This window comes from Pseudomonas sp. lyk4-TYG-107, assembly GCF_030209055.1.
Classification (GTDB): domain Bacteria; phylum Pseudomonadota; class Gammaproteobacteria; order Pseudomonadales; family Pseudomonadaceae; genus Aquipseudomonas; species Aquipseudomonas putida_A.
Window position 1 is genome coordinate 1 of sequence record NZ_JARVST010000007.1, and the last position, 19,923, is coordinate 19,923.

A 19,923-nucleotide genomic window follows, 5' to 3' on the forward strand; every position below is an offset into this window, starting at 1 on the left:
CGGCACATTCAGCATTGCTGTTGACTGACCCGACGCTTTCGCGAGCAAGCCCGCTGCCACAAAGGTAAATCGCTGTTATTTCGGATCGGGTTTCGCCAATAGGGTGTAGATGCACGGCAGCACAAACAGCGTAAACAGGGTGCCGATCGACATCCCCGTTGCAATCACGGTGCCGATATCGAACCGGCTCACGGCGCCCGCACCGGTCGCCAGAATCAACGGCACCATGCCGAACACCATCGCCGCCGTGGTCATCAACACCGGGCGCAAGCGGATTGCCGCCGCTTCCTCGACCGCTTCGCGCGCGGTCAGGCCCTTGTCCTTGCGCAGTTGGTTGGCGAACTCGACGATCAGGATCCCGTGCTTGCTGATCAGCCCGATCAGGGTTACCAGCCCGACTTGGGTGTAGATGTTCATGCTTGACCAGCCAAGGAACAGCGGAATCAACGCACCACAGATCGACAGCGGCACCGTCACCAGAATCACCAGCGGATCACGGAAGCTCTCGAACTGCGCCGCCAGCACCAGGAAAATGATCGCCAGCGCCAGGGCGAAGGTTACCCACAGGGCGCTGCCTTCCTGCACGTACTGGCGCGAGGCGCCGCCATAGTCGAAGGCAAACCCGGCTGGCGCTTCCTCCCGGGCGATCTGCAGCACGGTGTCGATGGCCTCGCCCATGCTGACCAACGGGAATCCGGAAATCTTCGCCGCGTTGAGTTGCTGGAACTGGTTGAGCTGGCGCGGTCGCGCCCGGTCGCTGACCTTGATCAGGGTCGACAGCGGCAGCAGCTCGCCCTGGGTGTTCTTCACGTAGTAGTTGTTCAGCCAGCCGGGGTTTTCGCGGTACGGTCGCTCGACTTGGGCAATCACTTTGTAACTGCGGCCTTCGATGGTGAAACGGTTGATTTCCGCCTCACCCAGCAGCGTCGCCAGGGTGCCGCCCAGATCCTGCATCGACACGCCCATCTGCGCGGCTTTGGCACGGTCGATATCGACCACCACTTCCGGTTTGTCGAACGCCAGATCGAGGTCGACGAAGGCGAATTTTCCGGACTCCATCGCACGTTTCTTGATCCGGTCGGCCACTTGCAGCAGCAATTCGTAGTCGTTGGCGGTATTGACCACGAATTCGAACGGCAAACCTTCACCGGTGCCGGGCAAGGAGGGCAGGTTGAAACCGAAAATCTGCAGGCCGGGGATACTCGCCAGTTTGCCTTGCACCTCGGGCAGGATCTGCATCTGCGTGCGGCTGCGCTCGTTCCATGGCTTGAGCAGGAAGCCACCGATGCCCGCCTGCACGCCGTTGTAGCCGTTGATCTGGAACGAGGAGTAGTACTCCGGAAACTCCTTGAAGATCTTGATGAATTCGTCGGTGTAAGTGCTCAGGTAATCGAGGTTGGTCGGCTGGGGGGCCGTGGCCATCATGAAGATGATGCCCTGATCCTCGTCCGGCGCCAGTTCCGACTTGGTGAACTTGAGAAACACCGGGATCAGGCACAACACGATCACCGCGAACACCAGCACCACCGGCCGCGTGTTCAATGTGCCGTGGAGCATGCTCTGGTAGCGGCGCTTGAGACCGTCGAAAATGCGGTCGAGGCGGTGCGCCAGGCCACTGGGGTTTTCTTCGTGGCGCAACAGCAGGGCGCACATCATCGGCGACAGGGTCAGGGCGACGATCCCGGAGATCACCACGGCGCCGGCCAGGGTCAGGGCGAACTCCTTGAACAAGGCCCCGGTCAGCCCGGTGAGGAAGCCGATCGGCGCATACACCGCCGCCAGGGTGATGGTCATCGACACCACCGGCATGGCGATTTCCCGCGCACCTTCCAGTGCGGCCTCCAGCGGCGTCTTGCCTTCCTCGATGTGTCGGTGAATGTTCTCCACCACCACAATCGCGTCATCTACCACCAGACCGATGGCCAGCACCATCGCCAGCAGGGTCAGGAGGTTGATCGAGTAGCCCATCATCTGCATGAAGAACATCACGCCGATCATCGACAGCGGGATGGTCACCACCGGGATCACCACCGAGCGCAACGCGCCGAGGAACAGGAACACCACCACGATCACGATCAGCACCGCTTCGAACAGGGTTTTCACCACTTCGTCGATCGAGGCCTGAATGAACTGGGTGGCGTCGTAGGCAATCTCGCTCTTGAGGTTGGGCGGCAATTGCGCTTCCAGCTCCGGCATCAGCTTGCGCACTTCCTTGATCACGTCCAGCGGGTTGGCCCCCGGTGTGGCCTTGATGCCGATGTACACCGACGGCGTGCCGCCGAACGAGCTGATCGAGTCGTAGTTTTCCGCGCCCATCTCGACCCGCGCGACATCGCTGAGCAGCACGCGGCTGTCGCCACTGACCTTGAGCGGAATCGCCGCGAAGGCTTCGGCGGATTTCAGTTCGGTGTTGGCGTTGATGCTGGTGACCACATATTCGCCCTTCACCTCGCCAGCGGCGGAGAGGAAGTTGTACTGGCGCACGGCGTTGGTCACGTCGCTGGCGCTGAGGCCGAAACCGGCGAGCTTCACCGGGTCGAGCCACAGGCGCATGGCGAATACCTGATTACCGAGAATCTCCGCCTCGGCCATGCCCGGCAGGGTCGCCAGTTTCGGCTGGATCACCCGCGACAGGTAGTCGGTGATCTGCGGGTTGCTCAAGTCCTTGCTGAAGAAACTGATGTACATCAGCGCCGAGGCGTCGGCCGATTCCTTGCTCAGCACCGGGTCTTCGGCGTCCTGTGGCAGCTTGTTCTTGACCTCGTTGGCCTTGGCCAGCAGTTCGGTGAACAGACGGTCGGTGTTGGAACCGATGCGCGCGTAGATCGAAATCACCGAGAAGTTCTGGCGACTGACCGAGGTCATGTAGTCGATGCCCTCGGCGCTGGCCAGGCTCTGCTGCATCGGCTGGGTGATGTAACCCTGAATGGTTTCGGCGTTGGCCCCGGGGTAGGCGGTGGTCACCGTGATCAGAGCGTTTTCCATTTGCGGGTACTGGCGCAGCGGCAGCTTGCTCCAGGCCTGGAAACCCAGCAGCACAATCAGCAGGCTGACCACGGTGGCGAGCACCGGGCGGCGGATGAACGGATCGGTAAAAGCCATGGGGATTCCTTGATCAGTCGGCGCGAGGCGGACTGTTCTGCTCGCCGAGGGTCTTGTCGTCGCTGATGGCAATGTGTGCGCCGTTGTCCAGTTTGATCTGGCCGGCGGTTACCACTTGTTCGCCGCTCTGTACGCCCTTGTTGATCATCACCAGGCCATCGCGGCGCTCACCGGTCTCGATGAAGCGACGTTCGGCGATCAGTACCGGTTGGCCCTTGTCGTCTTTTTCGACGCTGCCGTCCTCGGCCTTTTTCTGCCCGACCACGTACAGCGAGTTGCCGTAGAGGGTGTAGGTGATCGCGCTTTCCGGCACCACGACGTGTTTCTGCGGATCGGGCAGCAACACGTTGAGGCTGGCGAACATCCCCGGCAGCAATTTGCCGTCGGGGTTGGCCAGGGTCGCGCGCACCAGAATATTGCGCGTGGTGCTCTCGACAATCGGGTTGATCGCGCTGATGGCGCCGGGGAAGTTCTGCCCGGGATAGGCTGCGACACCAATCTGCACCGGTTGCCCGATGGCCAGTTTCGGCACCGATTGCTCCGGCACATAGAAATCGGCGTAGAGGCTGCTCAGATCCTGCAGGGTAGCGATTTTGCTGCCGCTGGCGAGGTAGTCGCCGACATCCACCTGACGGATGCCGATGGTGCCGCTGAACGGCGCAAGGATGCGTTTTTTCGCCAGCGAAGCGTTGAGCTGATTGACCGTGGCCTTGTTCTTTTGCAATACGGCGGAGAGACGGTCGTACTCGCCTTTGGAGATCGCGCGGCTGTCGACCAGTTGGCTGCCACGGCCGAAGTCCAGTTGTGCCAGTCCCAAGTCAGCCTTGGCGGTTTCCAGCAGGGCGGTCTCGACCGCGCTGTCGAGTTGCAGCAGCGGTTGCCCGGCCTTGACCTTCTGTCCGGATTCGAATTTGAGTTCGGTGACGGTGCCGGCGACTTCCAGACTCAGCTCGACGCCTTGCAAGGCCTTCAGCGAGCCGACGGTGGGCAAACGCATCTGCCACGGCTGTTCGCTGGCGCGGGCCACGGCGACGCTGATCGGCGGTTTTGGTTTGGAGAAGCCCTGGATCATGGTGTAGATCGAAAAGGCTTTGTACCCGCCCAATACCAGGACGACCAGCAAGACAACACCCAACATGATCAGCATGCGGCGACGCAGCATATTTCCAGTTCCTTGGATAAATCAGGTGAGACAGGCGGGCACATTACTCCGAGTCAGGTAGGGATTCCAACTGGCAGTTATTACAGGGGAGGACGGAGTGAGGAAGTCTAAACACTGAACCTGTGGTGAGGGGATTCATCCCCAATGGGTGGCGAAGCCGCCCCAAAACCTGAAACCGCGGTCTGTCAATTGAACCGTGTGCGATGGTTTTGCGACTGCTGCGCAGCCGATCGGGGATAAATCCCCTCGCTACAGGTTATGAGTCGTACTCAGAACAGGTGGGTTATGCGATCAAATGCAGATGGTTATCCCAGAGCCCCGCCGGCAATTCCAGCGGCTTGGCCAGCAGCTCATCCTGGCGGCAATCGTAGTAGCGGCAACGGCCCTGACCCGAGGTCACGACGAAGCCGTCCTGCACCGCACCAACACCGGCGCAATCGGGCAGCGGCGCGTCGAGACGCACTTCGCCGCTGTCCAGGTCCCAGATGAAGAAGCGATTGCCACGCGGCGCGGTCAGCGCCACCAACCGCAGTTCGCTGTGCACTGCGACGCTGGCGGTGTAATGCCCCATCGACTGCAACTGATGCTCCGGCACCGGGAATGCCACGAAGGGCTGGCCCGGACGCTTGATCGCCAACAGCTCGGAGCGCTCATGCGAGGCGCCCATGAACTGCTGGCCGGCGACGATGGTGCCGTCGCTGGCAATGCCCAGATGACGCACGCTGTTCATCTGCTGGGAAAGGGTTTCCTTGCTCAGCAGGGTGCCGTCGCGCTGCATCAGCACCAGGCTCGGTTCCATGGCGTTGAGGTTCATGTCGACGCGGCTTTCGGCCTCGGTGCGGATCCCGCCGTTGGCCACCACCAGAGTTTCGCCATCGGGCATCCACGATACCTGATGCGGGCCGAGGCCATGGGTGGAAATCTCGCCGCTGTGTACCAGCCGCTCGCCTTCGAACTTGTACACCCCGAGCAGGCCACGCCCCGGATCTGTGGTGTCGTTCTCGGTGGCGTACAGGTATTCGCCGTCCTTGTGCACCACGGCGTGACCGTAGAAATGCCGGTTCGGCTGCGAAGTCACGGTTTGCAGCAAGGTCCCGTCGCGCAGATTGATCAGGTAGCTCTCGGTGCCCGGGCGGCGGGCGACGAACAGCGCGATCGGCAGTGTCGGGTGGTTGATGATGTCGTGGCAGCGCTGGCCGACCTCGGTGGCGAACACCCGCGTACCGTCCAGCCGATAACCGACGGCGTAATGCTTGCCGTCGGTGTCGTCGCGCGCCGAGAGCAACAGCGGGCTCTGATCCTTGCGCTTGAACAGCGTCCAGCCGCCCAGTGTCACTGCTCCCAGCAGCAAACTACCTAAAGTCAGAGCCTGGCGTCGCAGCATGGCACTTGCCCTCATCAGTCACCGTCGTTGGCGTTGAAGCCCAGTTGGATGCCCAGCGCCTTGGCCAGTTCGCCTTCGTGCAGGCGATGGACGACGTTGAGGCTGTCGTAGAGATCGTTGAGTTGTTGACGACCGGCGTCGTCCTGGAGCATTTCGGTCAGCGAGCGCTGGCTGCTGTCGAACAGTTTCAGCGACGCGGCGTAAGCGGCGTCGATCTTGTCCGCCAACGGTTTCTGCTCGGCCGGCAGCAGACCACGCAGGCCTTTGTTGTCGACGCCTTCCCAGACGGTTTTGGCTGCAGCGAGGCTGGCTTCCAGCGCGGTCAACGACGACTGGCTGCGCCACGCATCGGCCTGGAACGGTTGCGGCACGCCTTTGCTCTGGCGGCCCATCGGCGTACCGAGTTTTTTCTTCAGGGTGTCGAGTGCGGTGACCTGCACACGCAGCAGATCGGCGATCGCTTCGTGGGAGTCGGCGTAGCGCTGGTTAGGGAATTTGCTCATCTGCGCGAGCATGCCGTCGGTGTTGTTCCAGCTCTGCAGAATCTCTTCGGCCAGTTGCTTCTGGCGCTCGCCGATGGCGATCAGCAGTGGGCAGTATTTGGCCTTCTGATCAGCGTTGGCGACGTCAGGCTTTTCATCGAACAGGATGTACTCGTAAGCCGACAGACCCTGCACCACGACGCTGGATTTGGCCAGGGCGGCGGCGTCGATCTGCGGCTGGGCGATCACCAGTTGCTCGACCTGACGGCCGACGAGGTTTTTCTTGTCCGGCCAGAACTGCACCTGCCACGAACGGTTGCCCTCGGCCAATGGGCCGATCAGCAGCGGTTGCAGCTCGGCCCAGGCTTTCTGCGCGTGCAGGAAGTCGGCGCGGGCGGTTTCCAGGGTTTCCTTGCCCTGGCAGTAGGCGAGGGCGCTGACCGCCAGTTGCTTGTCGGCTTCGACCCAACGGGTGTAGGTCGGCAGGATCACCGATTTGGCGATGGCCGCCGACGTGACCGCTTGCGGGTCCTGCGGCGAGCAGGCGCCGAGGGCGAGTGCGGCAAGGCTGGTGAACAACAACTTGGGACGGAACATGTCGGGCTCCCGATTCTTTTAAGTGTTTAAAGTGAGTTCAAGAACGCCAGCAGCGCGGCACGCTGCTCGGCGTTGAAAGACAAAACCTGTTGCTGCGCCTTCTCCGCTTCGCCGCCATGCCAGAGCACGGCTTCGAGCAAGTTGCGGGCGCGGCCGTCATGCAGAAACTGAGTGTGACCACTGACTGCCTGCGTCAGACCGATCCCCCACAATGGCGGAGTGCGCCAGTCGCGGCCGGAGGCCTGGAATTCAGTGCGGTTGTCGGCCAGTCCATCGCCCATGTCATGCAGCAGCAGATCGCTGTACGGGCGAATCACTTGATTGGCCAGTTCAGTCTCGGCCGCGTTGGCGGCGGTGGTGTATTTCGGTGTGTGGCAGGACTGGCAGCCAGCCTGGAAGAACAGGTTCTTGCCGGCCAGCACTTGTTCGTCGTTGACGCCACGACGCGCCGGCACTGCGAGGTTGCGTGTGTAGAACAGCACCAGACGCAGGATGTTGTCGCTGACTTCCGGCTCGCCGTCCTGGCCATTGCCGTTCGGCGCCTGCTTGCACGCGGTTTGCGCGTCGGTGCAGTCATCGAAGGGTCTCAGGCTGGTGGTCAGGCCCATGTCTCCAGAAAACGCGTGGACATTCTGCTGATTGAGATTCGGTTGTCCGGCTTTCCAGCCAAAACGGCCGGCCACGGTTTTCTGTAACTCATCGTCCCAGACCCGATTTACGCGACCCTTAATGCCGTTGTTCTCTTTGGCCTGTGCGGCGGCGTTGGCGAGGATCGCTTCCTCCGGGATCGCTTCGAGCAGGCCGAGGCCGATCATCGGCGGTGCGACGCGGGCCGAGAAACGCGTGTCCGGGTGCATCGGGCCGTAGCCCAACTGGGTGAATTGCAGAACCGGTTTGCGCAGCTCCACTTCGGTGCCGTCCTTGAAACGAATCGGCACCGGGGTGTACTCGACGCGCACCTTGCCTTCCGGGGTGACCCCGGGCACGGCCATGTCCTGGAACTGGCCGCCGTAGACCGGCTCGGGCACCACGCCGACTTGCTCGATGACTTTGGCATAGGCCGGTGAATCAGGGATCGACAGACGCACCAGCATCGACACCGCGTTCGCCGCATCCGGCGTTGGCGGATGTCCGCGACCGTCCTTGATGTGGCAGTTCTGGCAGGCGTTGGTATTGAACAACGGGCCGAGGCCATCGCGGGCGGTGGTGGTTGAAGGGGCGATCACCCACGGACTGCGGAAGAAGCTGTTGCCGACGCTGAAGTCGACCCGGCGCGATGGCGGCAGATTGGCCGAAGGTAGCGAGAACGCATTCTGATCGGTCTTGCGCACAGTCGCCGCCCCGCCCGAACGCGCTTCACCCGGCTCAGCCTTGGTAAAACGCGGGGCGTCATCGCAGGCACTCAGGCCCAGGGCCAGAAACAGTGCGGACAAGCGAAGCGGCAGCGAGGGCATCAGACATCCTGCGGACGGGCGAAAACAAAGGCGCAAAGTCTAACAGGGCGAGAGAGTTTGAATAAGAGGAATTATCGTTTGCTTGATATGGCGCAAGCCTTGAAACTCATGCAAACCCTGTGGGAGCGAGCCTGCTCGCGAAAGCGGTGTCCGCCGCGCTGACGATGTTGCACCAGATGACGCCTTCGCGAGCAGGCTCGCTCCCACAGGATTTGGTGGTGTACCTGATATCGAACACACCATGGAGCAGGGTTTTGTGTACGGCAGGCATGAAAAAGGCGACCCGCAGGTCGCCTTTTTCAGTCGAACGCGCGTGATCAGAACTCGTGATCAGCGTTGTCCGGGTTCAGGTCGCTGATGCCCAGCTTGCCGGCGGCGGCTTCGATCGAGCCGGTCTGCTTGACCAGTGCGGCGATGGCGTCACGCACGATCTGGTTGCCGGCGGTGTTGCCGGCTGCGATCAACTGGTCGTAGTGCTCACCCTTGTTGGCGTGATCGACCATGACCTGGATCTTCGCTTCGGTAGCGGCCAGATCGGCTTTCAGCGCGGTGTCGGCAGCCGGGTCGGCCTTGGCCACCAGCGACGACAGGCTGGCACCGGTCATTTTGGTGCCGTCGGTGCGGGTGTACTCGCCCAGGTACACGTTACGAATGCCTTTGGCATCGTAGAAGTGCGAGTTGTGGGTGTTGTCGCTGAAGCAATCCTGTTCGTCTTCCGGGGAGTTGGCCTCCAGGGAAACCTTCATGCGCTCGCCCGCCAGTTCGCCCAGGGACAGGCTGCCCATGCCGAAGAGCATTTTGCGCAGGCCGCTTTCAGCCGGCTCGGCTTCCAGAGTGGCGCGGTAGTTGTCAGCCACGTTCGGCTTCCAGTTGCCGACCATTTCTTCCAGGTCGCTGACCAGCAGTTGGGTCACGGCTTTGAGATAGGCACGGCGACGATCATTGTGACCGCCGGTGGCGCCAGCGCCTTCCAGGTAGTCCGACGCCGGACGGTTGCCGGCGCCCGGGCCGGTGCCGTTCAGGTCCTGGCCCCAGAGCAGGAATTCGATGGCGTGGTAGCCGGTGGCAACGTTGGCTTCGGAACCGCCCAGCTCGTTGAGGCTGGCGAGTTTTTCCGGGGTGATGTCCTTCACGTCGACCTTGTCTTCGCCGACCTGCACTTCAGTGTTGGCGATGATATTGGCGGTGGCACCCGGGTTGCCCAGCGCGTGCTCGTAGGATTTGTCGACGTAGTCGATCAGGCCTTCGTCCAGCGGCCAGGCGTTCACCTGACCTTCCCAGTCGTCGATGATGGTGTTGCCGAAGCGGAACACTTCGCTCTGCAGGTAAGGCACGCGCGCAGCGACCCAGGCAGCCTTGGCGGCTTTCAGGGTATCGGCGTTCGGCTTGGCGAGGAACGCGTCGACCGCGGTTTGCAGGGTTTTCGCAGTGGATTCGGCATCGCTGTAGACGGCGAAGACCATGTCGGCGTAGTGCGCGACCACAGCCTTGGCGGCGGCTTCATCGACTTTACCGGCAGCGGCAGGTGCTGGAGCGGCGGCGGTGCTGGCGGCCGGCGTCGGCGCGGCCGGGGCGGCAGCCTTGTCTTTGCCTTCGCCGCAACCGGCGAGGGAAATAGCGATGGCCAGCAGACTGGCGGTAGCCAGAGGCATACGAATCATGGCGAACATCCTGCTTCGGTAATGGAATGGACAGGGCGCGGGGGTGCGCAAAGCTGCGACATAATGCAAATCTTTCGCATTATGTGTAAAGGGCTGTGGCTGGAAATATTTCTTATTTAGCCGGTTGTTATGCGCGGCATCAAAGGATCGCCGCGTTGCTACGCTGCGCCTGCTTGAGGTAGGCCGTCAGCTCCCGGGCAGGCAGCGGCTTGCTGTAGTGGTAGCCCTGACCTTCGTGACAGCCTTCGGAGATGATGTAGGACTCTTGCTCGGCGGTTTCCACGCCTTCGGCGATCACCTGCATGCCCAGGCTCTTGCCCAGCTGGATGATCGCGCGAACGATGGTCGCATCATCGTCGTCATCCAGCAGATCCTGGACGAAGCTCTTGTCGATCTTGATCTTGTCCAGCGGCAGGCTTTTCAGATAACTCAGCGATGAGTAGCCGGTGCCGAAGTCGTCGATGGCGATCAGCGCCCCGGAACGACGCAGGCTCAGCAGATGCTGGGCGGCGGTGCTGATGTCTTCCATCAGGCCGGTTTCGGTGACTTCCAGCTCCAGGCTGCGCGGCGGCAGGCGGTAGATCTGCAGCAGGTTGTTGACCACCCGCGGCAACTCGGCGTGGTGCAGTTGCACGGTGGACAGGTTGACCGCCATGCGCAGATCGACAAAGCCCTGATCATGCCATTCGCGCAATTGCTTGCAGGCCTGATCCAGCACCCATTCGCCGATGGCGATGATCGTGCCGTTCTGTTCGGCCAGCGGAATGAACAGGTCGGGCGGCACCAGACCGTGTTCCGGATGCTGCCAGCGAATCAGCGCTTCGACCCCGACCACGCGGTGATCGCGGTAGCTGATCTGCGGCTGATAGACGAGGTAGAACTGGTCGCGAATCAGTGCGTCGCGCAGGTCTTTTTCCAGTTCGCGACGGCGGCGCATCTCGCTGTCGACGCTGGCGATGTAGAACTGATAGCGGTTGCGCGAGCGGGTCTTGGCCAGCGTCATGGTCTGCTCGGCCTTCTGCAACAGCTTCTCGGTGCTGTCGCCGTCCTCGGGGAACAGGGTGATGCCGATGGTCGCGCGCAGGCGGATTTCCTGATGGTCGAGGGCGAACGCCGCTTCCAGATCATCGAGGATGCTCTGCGCCAGCTCTGCCGCTTCGTAAGGTTGTTCGATATCGGCCTGCACCAGCGCAAACTGGTCGCCACCCAGACGGGCGAGGGCGCCGAGGCGACCGCTGTGGGCGCGCAGGCGGTCGGCCAGCGCCAGCAGCAACTGGTCGCCGGTCTGGTAGCTGAACTGCTCGTTGATTCCTTTGAAATCATCCAGCCCCACACACAACACCGCGACCCGGCGTTGCAGCTTGCCGGCGTCGACCAGAATCTTGTCCAGTTGCTGCTGCAATTGCTGGCGGTTCGGCAGGCCGGTGAGGAAGTCGTACTGGGCCATGCGCAGCAGGCTGTTTTCCGCTTCGTGGCGCAGATGGGTATTGCGTTCTATCGATTCGAGCAACTGGTTGGCGGTGTTGATCCAGATGCCGAGTTCATTTTTTTCGTGACCCTTGAGCTGTGGAATCTTGTGCTCGCTGGGGCGATCGGGATTGATTTCGGTCAGGTGCTCGATGATCCGCGACAGAGGCTTGGTCAGCAGCCAGTGATAAACCAGATACAACACCAGGCCCATGGCCAGGGCGCGCAAGACGCCGGAAATGAAAATAATCACCGAACTGACGATGAAACTCTCGCCATAGGTGGCGGTGTCGAGGGTGATGCTCAGGTCGCCGTAATACTCGCTGTAGGGACCGCGACCGACCAATTGGGTGGTGAAGGTGCGTTCCTGACCGAGAATCAGGTCAGTCAGCCAGCGGCTGTTGGAGTGCTGCAACTCACGGGACTTCTGCGCGAGCATCGCCTCGTTGGGATGACCGATGGAAGCCTGGCGCACCGCGTCGTCCTGGAACAGGCCTTCGATCACCTGCATGCCCATTTCCCGGTCCAGGCTGTAGACCGCCTGAGTCGAGGGATCACGGAACATGTCGAGGATACGCTGAGCGTCGCCGGCCACCGCCTGGCGGGTTTTATAGGCATCGAAAACAATCTGGGCGCAGCTCAAGACCACGCCGACGATCAATGCCGAAAGGAGCACGACCCGGAGCAACTTCACCGACAAGCTGTTCTTGAGTTCCAGCTTCAAAGGGTTATTCCTTGTTCCGTGCGGGTAGCGTCAAGTTGCCATGAGTATTGGCAATCCCGTGTTGGCAGTCAAAGGGACAATCAAGCCTCGGAACATTTGCCCGTGGCCTTGGCCGAAATACTGCTGTCTGGAGTCTCAGCTCTATTTGTACTGTGTCGGTAGTTTCGGCCCTCAACTTGAGCAGTCTGAAACAAATTTTCGCTGATTTGATGGTAGCCCGCTACGGCGCGGCGGCAAGAGGGCGAAGGCTGCTTTAGTTGTGGGAAAACGGCCTGAATGGAATTCGATGCGGTGCGGCATTTTTCGGGCATAAAAAAACCCGGCCGTAGCCGGGTTTTTTATCTGGCGCGCAGCTTAAGCGGTGAAGGTTTTGCCTTCGAACTGCTCAGCGACGAACTTCCAGTTGACCAGGTTCCAGAACGCTTCAACGTACTTCGGACGCAGGTTGCGGTAGTCGATGTAGTAAGCGTGTTCCCAGACGTCGCAGGTCAGTAGCGGGATGTCGCCGCTGGTCAGCGGGTTGCCGGCGCCGATGGTGCTGGCCAGAGCCAGGGAACCGTCAGCCTTTTTCACCAGCCAGCCCCAGCCGGAACCGAAGGTGCCGATCGAGGTTTTGCTGAACTCTTCCTTGAACTTGTCGAACGAACCGAAGGCTGCGTTGATCGCTTCAGCCAGTGCGCCGGTTGGTTGACCGCCGGCGTTTGGCGCCAGGCAGTTCCAGTAGAAAGTGTGGTTCCAGACCTGAGCGGCGTTGTTGAAGATGCCGCCCGAGGAAGTCTTGACGATCTCTTCCAGGGTCTTGCCTTCGAACTCGGTGCCTGGCACCAGGTTGTTCAGGTTCACGACATAGGTGTTGTGGTGCTTGTCGTGGTGAAATTCCAGGGTTTCCTTGGAAATGTGCGGCTGCAGGGCATCGTGTGCGTAAGGCAGCGGCGGCAATTCGAAAGCCATGATGATTCTCCTAATCAGGTCTGTTGCGGTGAGCGCAAGGCCGATCACGGGCGGCCAGAAATGCACCGACGAGTTTTTACTCTTTGCGGCGCAGGGTTCGGATCATAGCACCGGGGTCAAGGCTTAACCACGCAACAACTGTGTGGGATAGAGGTTCCAGAGCCTTTTGGAATAAATCAGTTGGCGATAATCAATTGGCCCGCCACCGTGAACATCATCACTGCCACCAGAAGATCAAGAATCCGCCAGGTACTCGGCCGCGCCAGCCACGGTGCAAGCCATGCCGCACCAAGGGCGAGGGTGAAAAACCACAGCAGCGACGCGCTCGCGGCGCCCACGACATAAGCGCCCGGCACTGACTGTTGCGCACCGAGCGAGCCGATCAGCAACACCGTGTCCAGATAAACGTGCGGATTGAGCAGCGTCACCGCCAGCGCGCTGAGCATCACCGCGCGCAACGAGCGTACGGTGTGGTTTTCACCCTGATCCAGACTCTGTTTCGAGAACGCCCTTCGCAGCGCCTGGCTGCCATACCAGATCAGAAAGACCGCGCCGCCCCAGCGTGCCACCGCGAGCAATGTCGGGTTCTGCGCCAACACGGTGGCCAAGCCAAACACCCCGGCCGCCACCAGCAGCGCATCGCACGCCACACACAACGCCGCCACCGGCAGGTGATGTTCGCGGCGCAGACTCTGCGCCAGCACAAAAGCGTTCTGGGTGCCGATCGCCATGATCAGCCCCAAGGCCACCAGCAGGCCGTTCACATAGCTTTGCCACATAAGATTTACTCCGCGTTGGCTGCCAGATCGCGCAGCACGTGCATGGCGCGCTCGGCGTCGGCCTGACCGACAAACAAATGGTCGTGGTAATAACCGGCGATCACGTTGCAACTGATTCCGGCCTTGCCCAATGCGCTGGCGAACGCGGCGGTCAGGCCAACGGCTTCGAGCGCCGAATGCACATTGAGGGTGATCCACGCCGCCACATAATCAAAAGCGAACCCGGCACGTTCAGCCTGGGAGCGCTCCAGAATCACGGTCAGGCCTTCCTGCTCGCGGAAGCTGCCGACAATCTCCACGCCGCTCGGCAACTGGCCGTCACGCAGGGTGCAGAACACGTATTCGCCGGCATTGAGCTGCGGGCTCATGCTGCGCAGCAGAGTTGTGAGTGAGGTTTCGCCAGCCATTGCCGTGTTCCTTGATAAAGAGTGCTTGCTGGCTATTCTCCGGTCGAAAGCGGTATAAGAAAAACCAATAGTGCTGATCGCTCATTAGGAAAACTGATGTTCGACTACAAATTGCTTTCCGCTCTGGCCGCCGTGGTCGAGCAGGCTGGATTCGAGCGCGCCGCGCAGGTGCTGGGCTTGTCGCAATCGGCGATCTCCCAGCGGATCAAATTGCTGGAAGCGCGGGTCGGCCAACCGGTGCTGGTACGCGGCACGCCGCCATCGCCGACCGAGATTGGCCGGCGGCTGCTCAACCATGTCCAGCAGGTGCGCCTGCTCGAACGTGACTTGCAGACCCTGGTGCCGGCGCTCGACGAAGAAGGCCTGCCGGAGCGTTTGCGCATCGCCATCAACGCCGACAGCCTCGCCACCTGGTGGGCCGAAGCCGTGGGCGATTTCTGCGCGGAGCAGCATTTATTGCTGGATCTGGTGGTGGAAGATCAGACCGTCGGCCTCAAGCGCATGCGTGCCGGGGAAGTGGCGGCGTGTGTCTGCGCCAGCGAGCGCCCGGTGGCCGGTGCGCGTAGCGTGTTGCTCGGGGCGATGCGCTATCGGGCGCTGGCCAGTCCGGCGTTTATCGAGCGGCATTTCCCCGACGGGGTGCGCGCCGAGCAGCTGCCGCGCACCCCGGCGCTGGTGTTCGGCCCGGACGATTTTCTCCAGCATCGCTACCTCGCATCGCTCGGTGTCGATGGTGGTTTCGAGCATCATTTGTGCCCGTCCTCCGAAGGTTTTGTGCGTCTGACCGAAGCCGGGTTTGGTTGGGGCCTGGTGCCGGAACTGCAAGTGCGCGATCAACTGCAACGCGGCGTATTGCGCGAACTGTTGCCAGATAAACCGATCGATGTGCCGTTGTACTGGCATCATTGGCGCAATGGCGGTCAGCTGCTGGCCTTGCTGACCGAGCAATTGCTACGTTCTTCACCGCGCTGGCTGGTGCCCTTGGGCTGATGGTCGGCGTCAAGACAGACGTATCAGGTAAACGAAAGACATCGGAGCGTTACATGAAAATTCTGGTCACCGGCGCAAGCGGCTTCATTGGCGGACGCTTTGCGCGTTTCGCCCTGGAGCAGGGCCTGGATGTGCGGGTCAACGGTCGCCGGGCCGAAAGCGTCGAGCATCTGGTGCGCCGTGGCGCCGAGTTCGTCCCGGGCGATCTCACCGATGCGGATCTGGTGCGCGAGCTCTGTGCCGACGTCGAAGCCGTGGTGCACTGCGCCGGCGCCGTCGGCTTGTGGGGGCGCTATCAGGACTTTCATCAGGGCAACGTGCAGGTCACCGAAAACGTCGTCGAAGCCTGCCTCAAGCAGCGCGTGCGGCGGCTGGTGCATCTGTCGTCGCCGTCGATCTATTTCGATGGCCGCGATCACCTCGGCCTGACCGAAGAGCAAATGCCCAAGCGCTTCAAACATCACTACGCGGCGACCAAATACCTGGCCGAGCAAAAGGTCTTTGGCGCACAGGAATTCGGTCTGGAAACCATCGCCCTGCGCCCGCGTTTCGTCACTGGCGCCGGCGACATGAGCATCTTCCCGCGCCTGCTGAACATGCAGCGCAAGGGGCGTCTGGCGATCATCGGCGACGGCCTGAACAAGGTCGATTTCACCAGCGTGCAGAACCTCAACGAAGCGCTGCTCAGCAGCCTGCTGGCGGCCGGTTCCGCGTTGGGCAAGGCCTACAACATCAGCAATGGCGCGCCGGTGCCGCTGTGGGATGTGGTCAATTATGTGATGCGCAAAATGGAAGTGCCGCAGGTCAGCAAATACCGCTCGTACGGTCTGGCCTACAGCGTTGCTGCGCTCAACGAAGGCGTGTGCAAACTCTGGCCGGGCCGCCCGGAGCCGACCCTGTCGCGGTTGGGCATGCAAGTCATGAAGAAAAATTTCACCCTCGACATCAGTCGCGCCCGGCATTATCTGGACTACGATCCGAAAGTCAGCCTGTGGTCGGCCCTCGACGAGTTCTGTGGCTGGTGGAAAGCCCAGGACATCCGTTGATACAAGTCGCCCGGCCGGCAATGAACCGCACTGCCGCTTGAGGGTCAATCCCTGCGGCTGCGGCGGTTATACTTCGCAGCATTTAGCCATCACCGCGTTCCACAAAGGTTGCCTCAATGTCCATGCGTAACGATGCCAACGACGATTTCGACGATGTACCGAGCCTGCGGGCCGACACCTTTGACGACGATGACATTCCGCCCTCCGCTCGCACCTCGGTGCACTCGCGCACGCCGCCGGTGGTCAAGGTCAAGGCTGCGAGTACCGGGCCGCTGTGGGCACTGGTCGGCGCGTTGTTCTTCGCCTTCATCGGTCTGGCCTGGTGGAGCTTCCAGCAGATTTCGCTGATGGAGCAGCAATTGGTCGCGACCCAGGAAAGCTTTGCGCGCATCAGCGAGGAAGCGGCGGGGCGCCTGCAGGACATTTCCGGCAAGGTCGTCGCCAGCCAGAGCAACGTCAACAGCGACAGCGAAGCGTTGAAGCTGCAGATCAAACAGCTGGAAACCCAGTTGCTGGATCAGAGCAAACAGCAGCAAGGCGTGGTCGGTCAGACCAGTGATCTGGACAAGCGTCTGGCACAGATGACCGCGCAGACCACCGAGCAACAGAACGCCAATACCCAGTTGCAGGCTCAGGTCAAAGCCTTGAGCGCCGAACTGGCGACCTTGAAAAGCGCCCCGGCCGACACCGGTAAGGTCGATGCGCAGCTCAAGAGTTATGACGCCCAACTGAAAAGCCTCGGCGCTGATATCGCTGCGCTGAAAAAGCAAGGCAATCCGAGCGCGGCGATCGAGCGTCTGGAGCAGGAAATCGTCGTTCTCAAGAGTGAACAGGACAACCGTCCGGCCGCTGCGCAGGGTGGCGGCAATACCGCCGAGTTCGACGCATTCCGGGGGCAGATGACCCGCAACCTCAACACCCTGCAGGCGCAGATTCAGAACCTGCAGCAGCAGATCAATGCCCGGCCGTAGGGCCTGGTGAACTGTAGCCAGGGACCTTTGTGGTGAGGGGATTCATCCCCGATGGGGCTGCGCAGCAGCTCCCAAACCATCAGCTCGGTGTGTCAGAAAATATGTGTTCTCTCCATCAGGGCTGCTGCGCAGCCCATCGGGGATAAATCCCCTCGCTACAGGATTCGGCGCTCCGTCCGACCCCAAGCCGTCTACGCTCTTGAAACACCAACAAGAACGAGGGATGCGTTATGGGGTTTTTGCATAAAGTGGCGTGGCTCGGGGTGATGCTTTTTGTGGGGGCAGGGCAGGTCAACGCCGCCACCGCGCAGAAGGACGACAGCAAGGCCGCCATTGCGCTGCTGGAAAAGGCGCTGGCCTATTACCACGACAATGGCGACAAGGCCTTCGCCGCGTTCAGCCGTCAGGGCGAGTTCGTCGACAAGGATCGCTACGTGTTCGTGGTCGACACCAAAGGCGTGATGCTCGCCAGCGGCGGGCCGTCCTCAGCCTTGATCGGCCGTGACGTCAGCGAAGTGCTTGCGCCGGATTTGCAGAAGGCCTTCAAGGACGCCTTGCTAGTGCCGGAAGGCAACGGCATTCAACAGGCCGAATACCGCTGGCAGAACTGGGCGGACGGCAAGGTCGAGCGCAAACATGTGTATTACCAGCGCATCGGTCAGCGCATTCTGGCCGTCGGTTATTACCTGCCGCGTGCTTCAGCCGAGCAGGCCAAGGCACTTCTCGACAAGGCTGCTACCGATCTGGGGAAAAACGAGAAGGGCACGCTGACGGCCATCAACTCGCTCAAGGGCGGTTATCTGCAGGATGACCTGTATGTGTTCGTGGTCGATCTGGACACCCAACGCTACGTTGCCCACGGCACCAACCTGCGCTTGATCAACACCGATTTCAGCAAGATCAAGGACCCGGAAGGCAAACCGGTGGGCGAGCCGATTCTGGCGCTGATCGCCAAACAGGACGACGGCGAATACGAATACCGCTGGAAAAACCCGGTGACCGGCAAGGTCGAGGACAAGCATGCCTACCTGAAGAAGGTCGGGCATTTTCTGGTGGCGGTGGGTTACTACAGTCCTTGAAAACACCTTTGCCCCCCTGTGGGAGCGAGCCTGCTCGCGAAGGCATAGTGTCAGCTGACATCACAGTTGAATGACACACCGCTTTCGCGAGCAGGCTCGCTCCCACAGGTTTTCATGGCACCTGTGCCTATTTGGCGCCGTGCTCGCGCCCGCGCAGCAACTTGTTCGGCATCGCAATTGCCGCCGCCAGCCCCAGCAGCGATACCGCCGTACTCACCCACAGCAGATGCCGGAACGTCACCGAAAGTTCGGCGCGCAAGGCGTTCTGCGCATCGCCCGGTGCGGCGTTCAAACCGTCGAGCAGCACGTTGCCCGAATGCCCCTCGCTGAGCAGCGAGTTGCTCGCCAGGTGGGCAAAACTCGAGTCCTGCAACAACGCCAGCAACAGCGCCGACATCAACGCCACACCCACCGCGCCGCCCAGCGAACGGAACAGATTGGTGGTGCTGGTGGCGACGCCGATGTCGCGTTGCTCCACCGAGTTCTGCGTACCCACCAGTGAAGTCGGGAACTGCATGCCGCCGGCAATCCCGCTGAGCAGCATGAACAGGCTGCTGACCAGCGTCGCATCGGGTGGGCTGAACGCCATGCCGAGAATCGAGATCGGCATCAACAGTGCGCCGGTCAGAATCTGTGGTTTGTAGCGTCCGGTCACCGAAGTACGGCGTCCGGCGAAATAAGCGCCGATCGGCAGCCCCATCGCCAGCGGCAGCAAGTGCAACGCCGCCGCATCCGCTCCGGCACCGGTGACGCTCTGGAAGCGCAGCGGCATCAACACGATCAGCGAAATCGCCTGAAAACTGGTGAAGAAAATCGTGCACCAGCACAGCAACGCGTTGCGGTTGGTGAACAAGTGCATCGGCAGCAGCGGCTCACGCGCCCGGCGTTCATGCCAGACGAACACCGCCAGCACCAGCACCGCGCAGGCGAACAAACCGAGCACTTCACTGCTGCGCCACGAATGACCCTGACCGACCTGGGTGATGGCCAGCAGCAGCGCGGTTAAACCGATGATCATCAACAGTGTGCCGAGGTAGTCGATGATCGGTTTGCGCTGCGGAATCGGCAGCCCGCGTAGATTGCGATTGGCAACCCACCAGGCGCCCAGCCCCAGTGGCAGATTGATCAGAAACACCCAACGCCACGACAGGTATTCGGTCATGTAGCCGCCGAGCACCGGCCCGGCGACGCTGGCCACCGCGTACATGCTGCTGAAATAACCCTGATAACGCCCGCGTTCGCGGGGCGGGACGATGTCGCCGATGATTGCCTGACTGACCGAAATCATTCCGCCGGCACCGATGCCCTGGAGAATCCGCGCCAGCACCAGTTGTTCCATGCTTTGCGCCATGCCGCAAAACAGCGAGGCGAGGGTGAACAGGCCCATGCCGAACAGCATCAGTTTGCGTCGCCCGTACAAATCGCCGAGTTTGCCGTAGATCGGCACCGCCACGGTCATTGCCACCATGTACCCGGAAATCACCCAGGCCAGCAGGCTGACGTCCTTGAACTGTGCGGAGATGGCGGGCATCGAGACGGCGACGATGGTCTGGTCCAGCGCGCCGAGAAAAATCGCCATCATCAACGCGACCAGCACGCTGCGAATGGCTGGTTTGGGCGTTTCAGGGTGATTGAGATTGGTCACGGGCGAGCCTGCGGGCAGTGAT

15 protein-coding genes are annotated in these 19,923 nt (G+C 61.4%); 4 read left to right on the forward strand and 11 right to left on the reverse strand.

Features of this window, described 5'->3' with window-relative positions:
- Nucleotides 1–75: 75 nt before the first annotated feature.
- The 10 genes from QRN61_RS07645 to QRN61_RS07690 all read right to left on the reverse strand — a co-directional run bounded on the left by QRN61_RS07645 (nucleotide 76) and on the right by QRN61_RS07690 (nucleotide 14,170).
- On the reverse strand, nucleotides 76–3,102 hold the full coding sequence (locus QRN61_RS07645) for a multidrug efflux RND transporter permease subunit (protein WP_096795129.1): 3,027 nt from the start codon (nucleotides 3,100–3,102) through the stop codon (nucleotides 76–78).
- Nucleotides 3,103–3,115: 13 nt separating this feature from the next.
- Nucleotides 3,116–4,264: an efflux RND transporter periplasmic adaptor subunit gene (locus QRN61_RS07650; RefSeq protein WP_285373506.1), complete on the reverse strand. Its 1,149-nt coding sequence runs from the start codon at nucleotides 4,262–4,264 to the stop codon at nucleotides 3,116–3,118.
- A 283-nt stretch (nucleotides 4,265–4,547) separates the two neighbouring features.
- On the reverse strand, nucleotides 4,548–5,648 hold the full coding sequence (locus QRN61_RS07655) for a DUF1513 domain-containing protein (RefSeq protein ID WP_285373507.1): 1,101 nt from the start codon (nucleotides 5,646–5,648) through the stop codon (nucleotides 4,548–4,550).
- A gap of 14 nt (nucleotides 5,649–5,662) precedes the next feature.
- Nucleotides 5,663–6,727, reverse strand: a complete 1,065-nt coding sequence (locus tag QRN61_RS07660; protein WP_285373508.1) for an imelysin family protein — start codon at nucleotides 6,725–6,727, stop codon at nucleotides 5,663–5,665.
- 26 nt (nucleotides 6,728–6,753) lie between these two features.
- Complete coding sequence (locus QRN61_RS07665; protein WP_285373509.1) at nucleotides 6,754–8,181, reverse strand: di-heme oxidoreductase family protein; 1,428 nt, start codon at nucleotides 8,179–8,181, stop codon at nucleotides 6,754–6,756.
- 317 nt (nucleotides 8,182–8,498) lie between these two features.
- Entirely contained in the window at nucleotides 8,499–9,842 is a 1,344-nt protein-coding gene (locus QRN61_RS07670; protein ID WP_134787216.1) for an imelysin family protein, read from the reverse strand.
- Between the two features lie 139 nt (nucleotides 9,843–9,981).
- Complete coding sequence (locus QRN61_RS07675; protein ID WP_096795124.1) at nucleotides 9,982–12,033, reverse strand: putative bifunctional diguanylate cyclase/phosphodiesterase; 2,052 nt, start codon at nucleotides 12,031–12,033, stop codon at nucleotides 9,982–9,984.
- 354 nt (nucleotides 12,034–12,387) lie between these two features.
- The gene (locus QRN61_RS07680; protein WP_085745256.1) at nucleotides 12,388–12,984 is read right to left on the reverse strand and encodes a superoxide dismutase; all 597 of its coding nucleotides are present in this window, start codon (nucleotides 12,982–12,984) and stop codon (nucleotides 12,388–12,390) included.
- 176 nt (nucleotides 12,985–13,160) lie between these two features.
- Nucleotides 13,161–13,763: a LysE/ArgO family amino acid transporter gene (locus QRN61_RS07685; RefSeq protein WP_027612476.1), complete on the reverse strand. Its 603-nt coding sequence runs from the start codon at nucleotides 13,761–13,763 to the stop codon at nucleotides 13,161–13,163.
- 5 nt (nucleotides 13,764–13,768) lie between these two features.
- Nucleotides 13,769–14,170: an ACT domain-containing protein gene (locus tag QRN61_RS07690; protein WP_027612477.1), complete on the reverse strand. Its 402-nt coding sequence runs from the start codon at nucleotides 14,168–14,170 to the stop codon at nucleotides 13,769–13,771.
- A 96-nt stretch (nucleotides 14,171–14,266) separates the two neighbouring features.
- Between QRN61_RS07690 and QRN61_RS07695 the strand changes: the two genes are divergently transcribed.
- The 4 genes from QRN61_RS07695 to QRN61_RS07710 all read left to right on the forward strand — a co-directional run bounded on the left by QRN61_RS07695 (nucleotide 14,267) and on the right by QRN61_RS07710 (nucleotide 18,256).
- Nucleotides 14,267–15,160 (forward strand): LysR family transcriptional regulator ArgP, encoded by an 894-nt coding sequence (locus tag QRN61_RS07695; RefSeq protein ID WP_095136979.1) that lies wholly within the window; start codon nucleotides 14,267–14,269, stop codon nucleotides 15,158–15,160.
- Between the two features lie 53 nt (nucleotides 15,161–15,213).
- Nucleotides 15,214–16,206, forward strand: coding sequence for an NAD-dependent epimerase/dehydratase family protein (locus tag QRN61_RS07700; RefSeq protein WP_285373510.1), 993 nt, complete (start codon nucleotides 15,214–15,216; stop codon nucleotides 16,204–16,206).
- A 116-nt stretch (nucleotides 16,207–16,322) separates the two neighbouring features.
- Complete coding sequence (locus QRN61_RS07705) at nucleotides 16,323–17,177, forward strand: ATPase (RefSeq protein ID WP_285373511.1); 855 nt, start codon at nucleotides 16,323–16,325, stop codon at nucleotides 17,175–17,177.
- Between the two features lie 230 nt (nucleotides 17,178–17,407).
- Nucleotides 17,408–18,256, forward strand: a complete 849-nt coding sequence (locus QRN61_RS07710; protein ID WP_096795121.1) for a cache domain-containing protein — start codon at nucleotides 17,408–17,410, stop codon at nucleotides 18,254–18,256.
- A 127-nt stretch (nucleotides 18,257–18,383) separates the two neighbouring features.
- On the opposite strand, the gene QRN61_RS07715 is transcribed toward QRN61_RS07710, so the two are convergent.
- Nucleotides 18,384–19,901 carry an MDR family MFS transporter gene (locus tag QRN61_RS07715; protein ID WP_225136145.1) on the reverse strand — a complete coding sequence of 506 codons (1,518 nt, stop codon included), beginning with the start codon at nucleotides 19,899–19,901 and terminating at the stop codon, nucleotides 18,384–18,386.
- Nucleotides 19,902–19,923: the final 22 nt, after the last annotated feature.

Excerpts from the sequence above, each read along its gene's own strand:
- QRN61_RS07690 (WP_027612477.1), bottom strand. The coding sequence starts at position 14,170 with ATGGCTGGCGAAACCTCACTCACAACTCTGCTGCGCAGCATGAGCCCG.
- QRN61_RS07645 (WP_096795129.1), bottom strand. The coding sequence starts at position 3,102 with ATGGCTTTTACCGATCCGTTCATCCGCCGCCCGGTGCTCGCCACCGTG.
- QRN61_RS07665 (WP_285373509.1), bottom strand. The coding sequence starts at position 8,181 with ATGCCCTCGCTGCCGCTTCGCTTGTCCGCACTGTTTCTGGCCCTGGGC.
- QRN61_RS07685 (WP_027612476.1), bottom strand. The coding sequence starts at position 13,763 with ATGTGGCAAAGCTATGTGAACGGCCTGCTGGTGGCCTTGGGGCTGATC.
- QRN61_RS07700 (WP_285373510.1), top strand. The coding sequence starts at position 15,214 with ATGAAAATTCTGGTCACCGGCGCAAGCGGCTTCATTGGCGGACGCTTT.
- QRN61_RS07680 (WP_085745256.1), bottom strand. The coding sequence starts at position 12,984 with ATGGCTTTCGAATTGCCGCCGCTGCCTTACGCACACGATGCCCTGCAG.
- QRN61_RS07670 (WP_134787216.1), bottom strand. The coding sequence starts at position 9,842 with ATGATTCGTATGCCTCTGGCTACCGCCAGTCTGCTGGCCATCGCTATT.
- QRN61_RS07705 (WP_285373511.1), top strand. The coding sequence starts at position 16,323 with ATGTCCATGCGTAACGATGCCAACGACGATTTCGACGATGTACCGAGC.
- QRN61_RS07655 (WP_285373507.1), bottom strand. The coding sequence starts at position 5,648 with ATGCTGCGACGCCAGGCTCTGACTTTAGGTAGTTTGCTGCTGGGAGCA.
- QRN61_RS07660 (WP_285373508.1), bottom strand. The coding sequence starts at position 6,727 with ATGTTCCGTCCCAAGTTGTTGTTCACCAGCCTTGCCGCACTCGCCCTC.
- QRN61_RS07710 (WP_096795121.1), top strand. The coding sequence starts at position 17,408 with ATGGGGTTTTTGCATAAAGTGGCGTGGCTCGGGGTGATGCTTTTTGTG.
- QRN61_RS07650 (WP_285373506.1), bottom strand. The coding sequence starts at position 4,264 with ATGCTGCGTCGCCGCATGCTGATCATGTTGGGTGTTGTCTTGCTGGTC.
- QRN61_RS07695 (WP_095136979.1), top strand. The coding sequence starts at position 14,267 with ATGTTCGACTACAAATTGCTTTCCGCTCTGGCCGCCGTGGTCGAGCAG.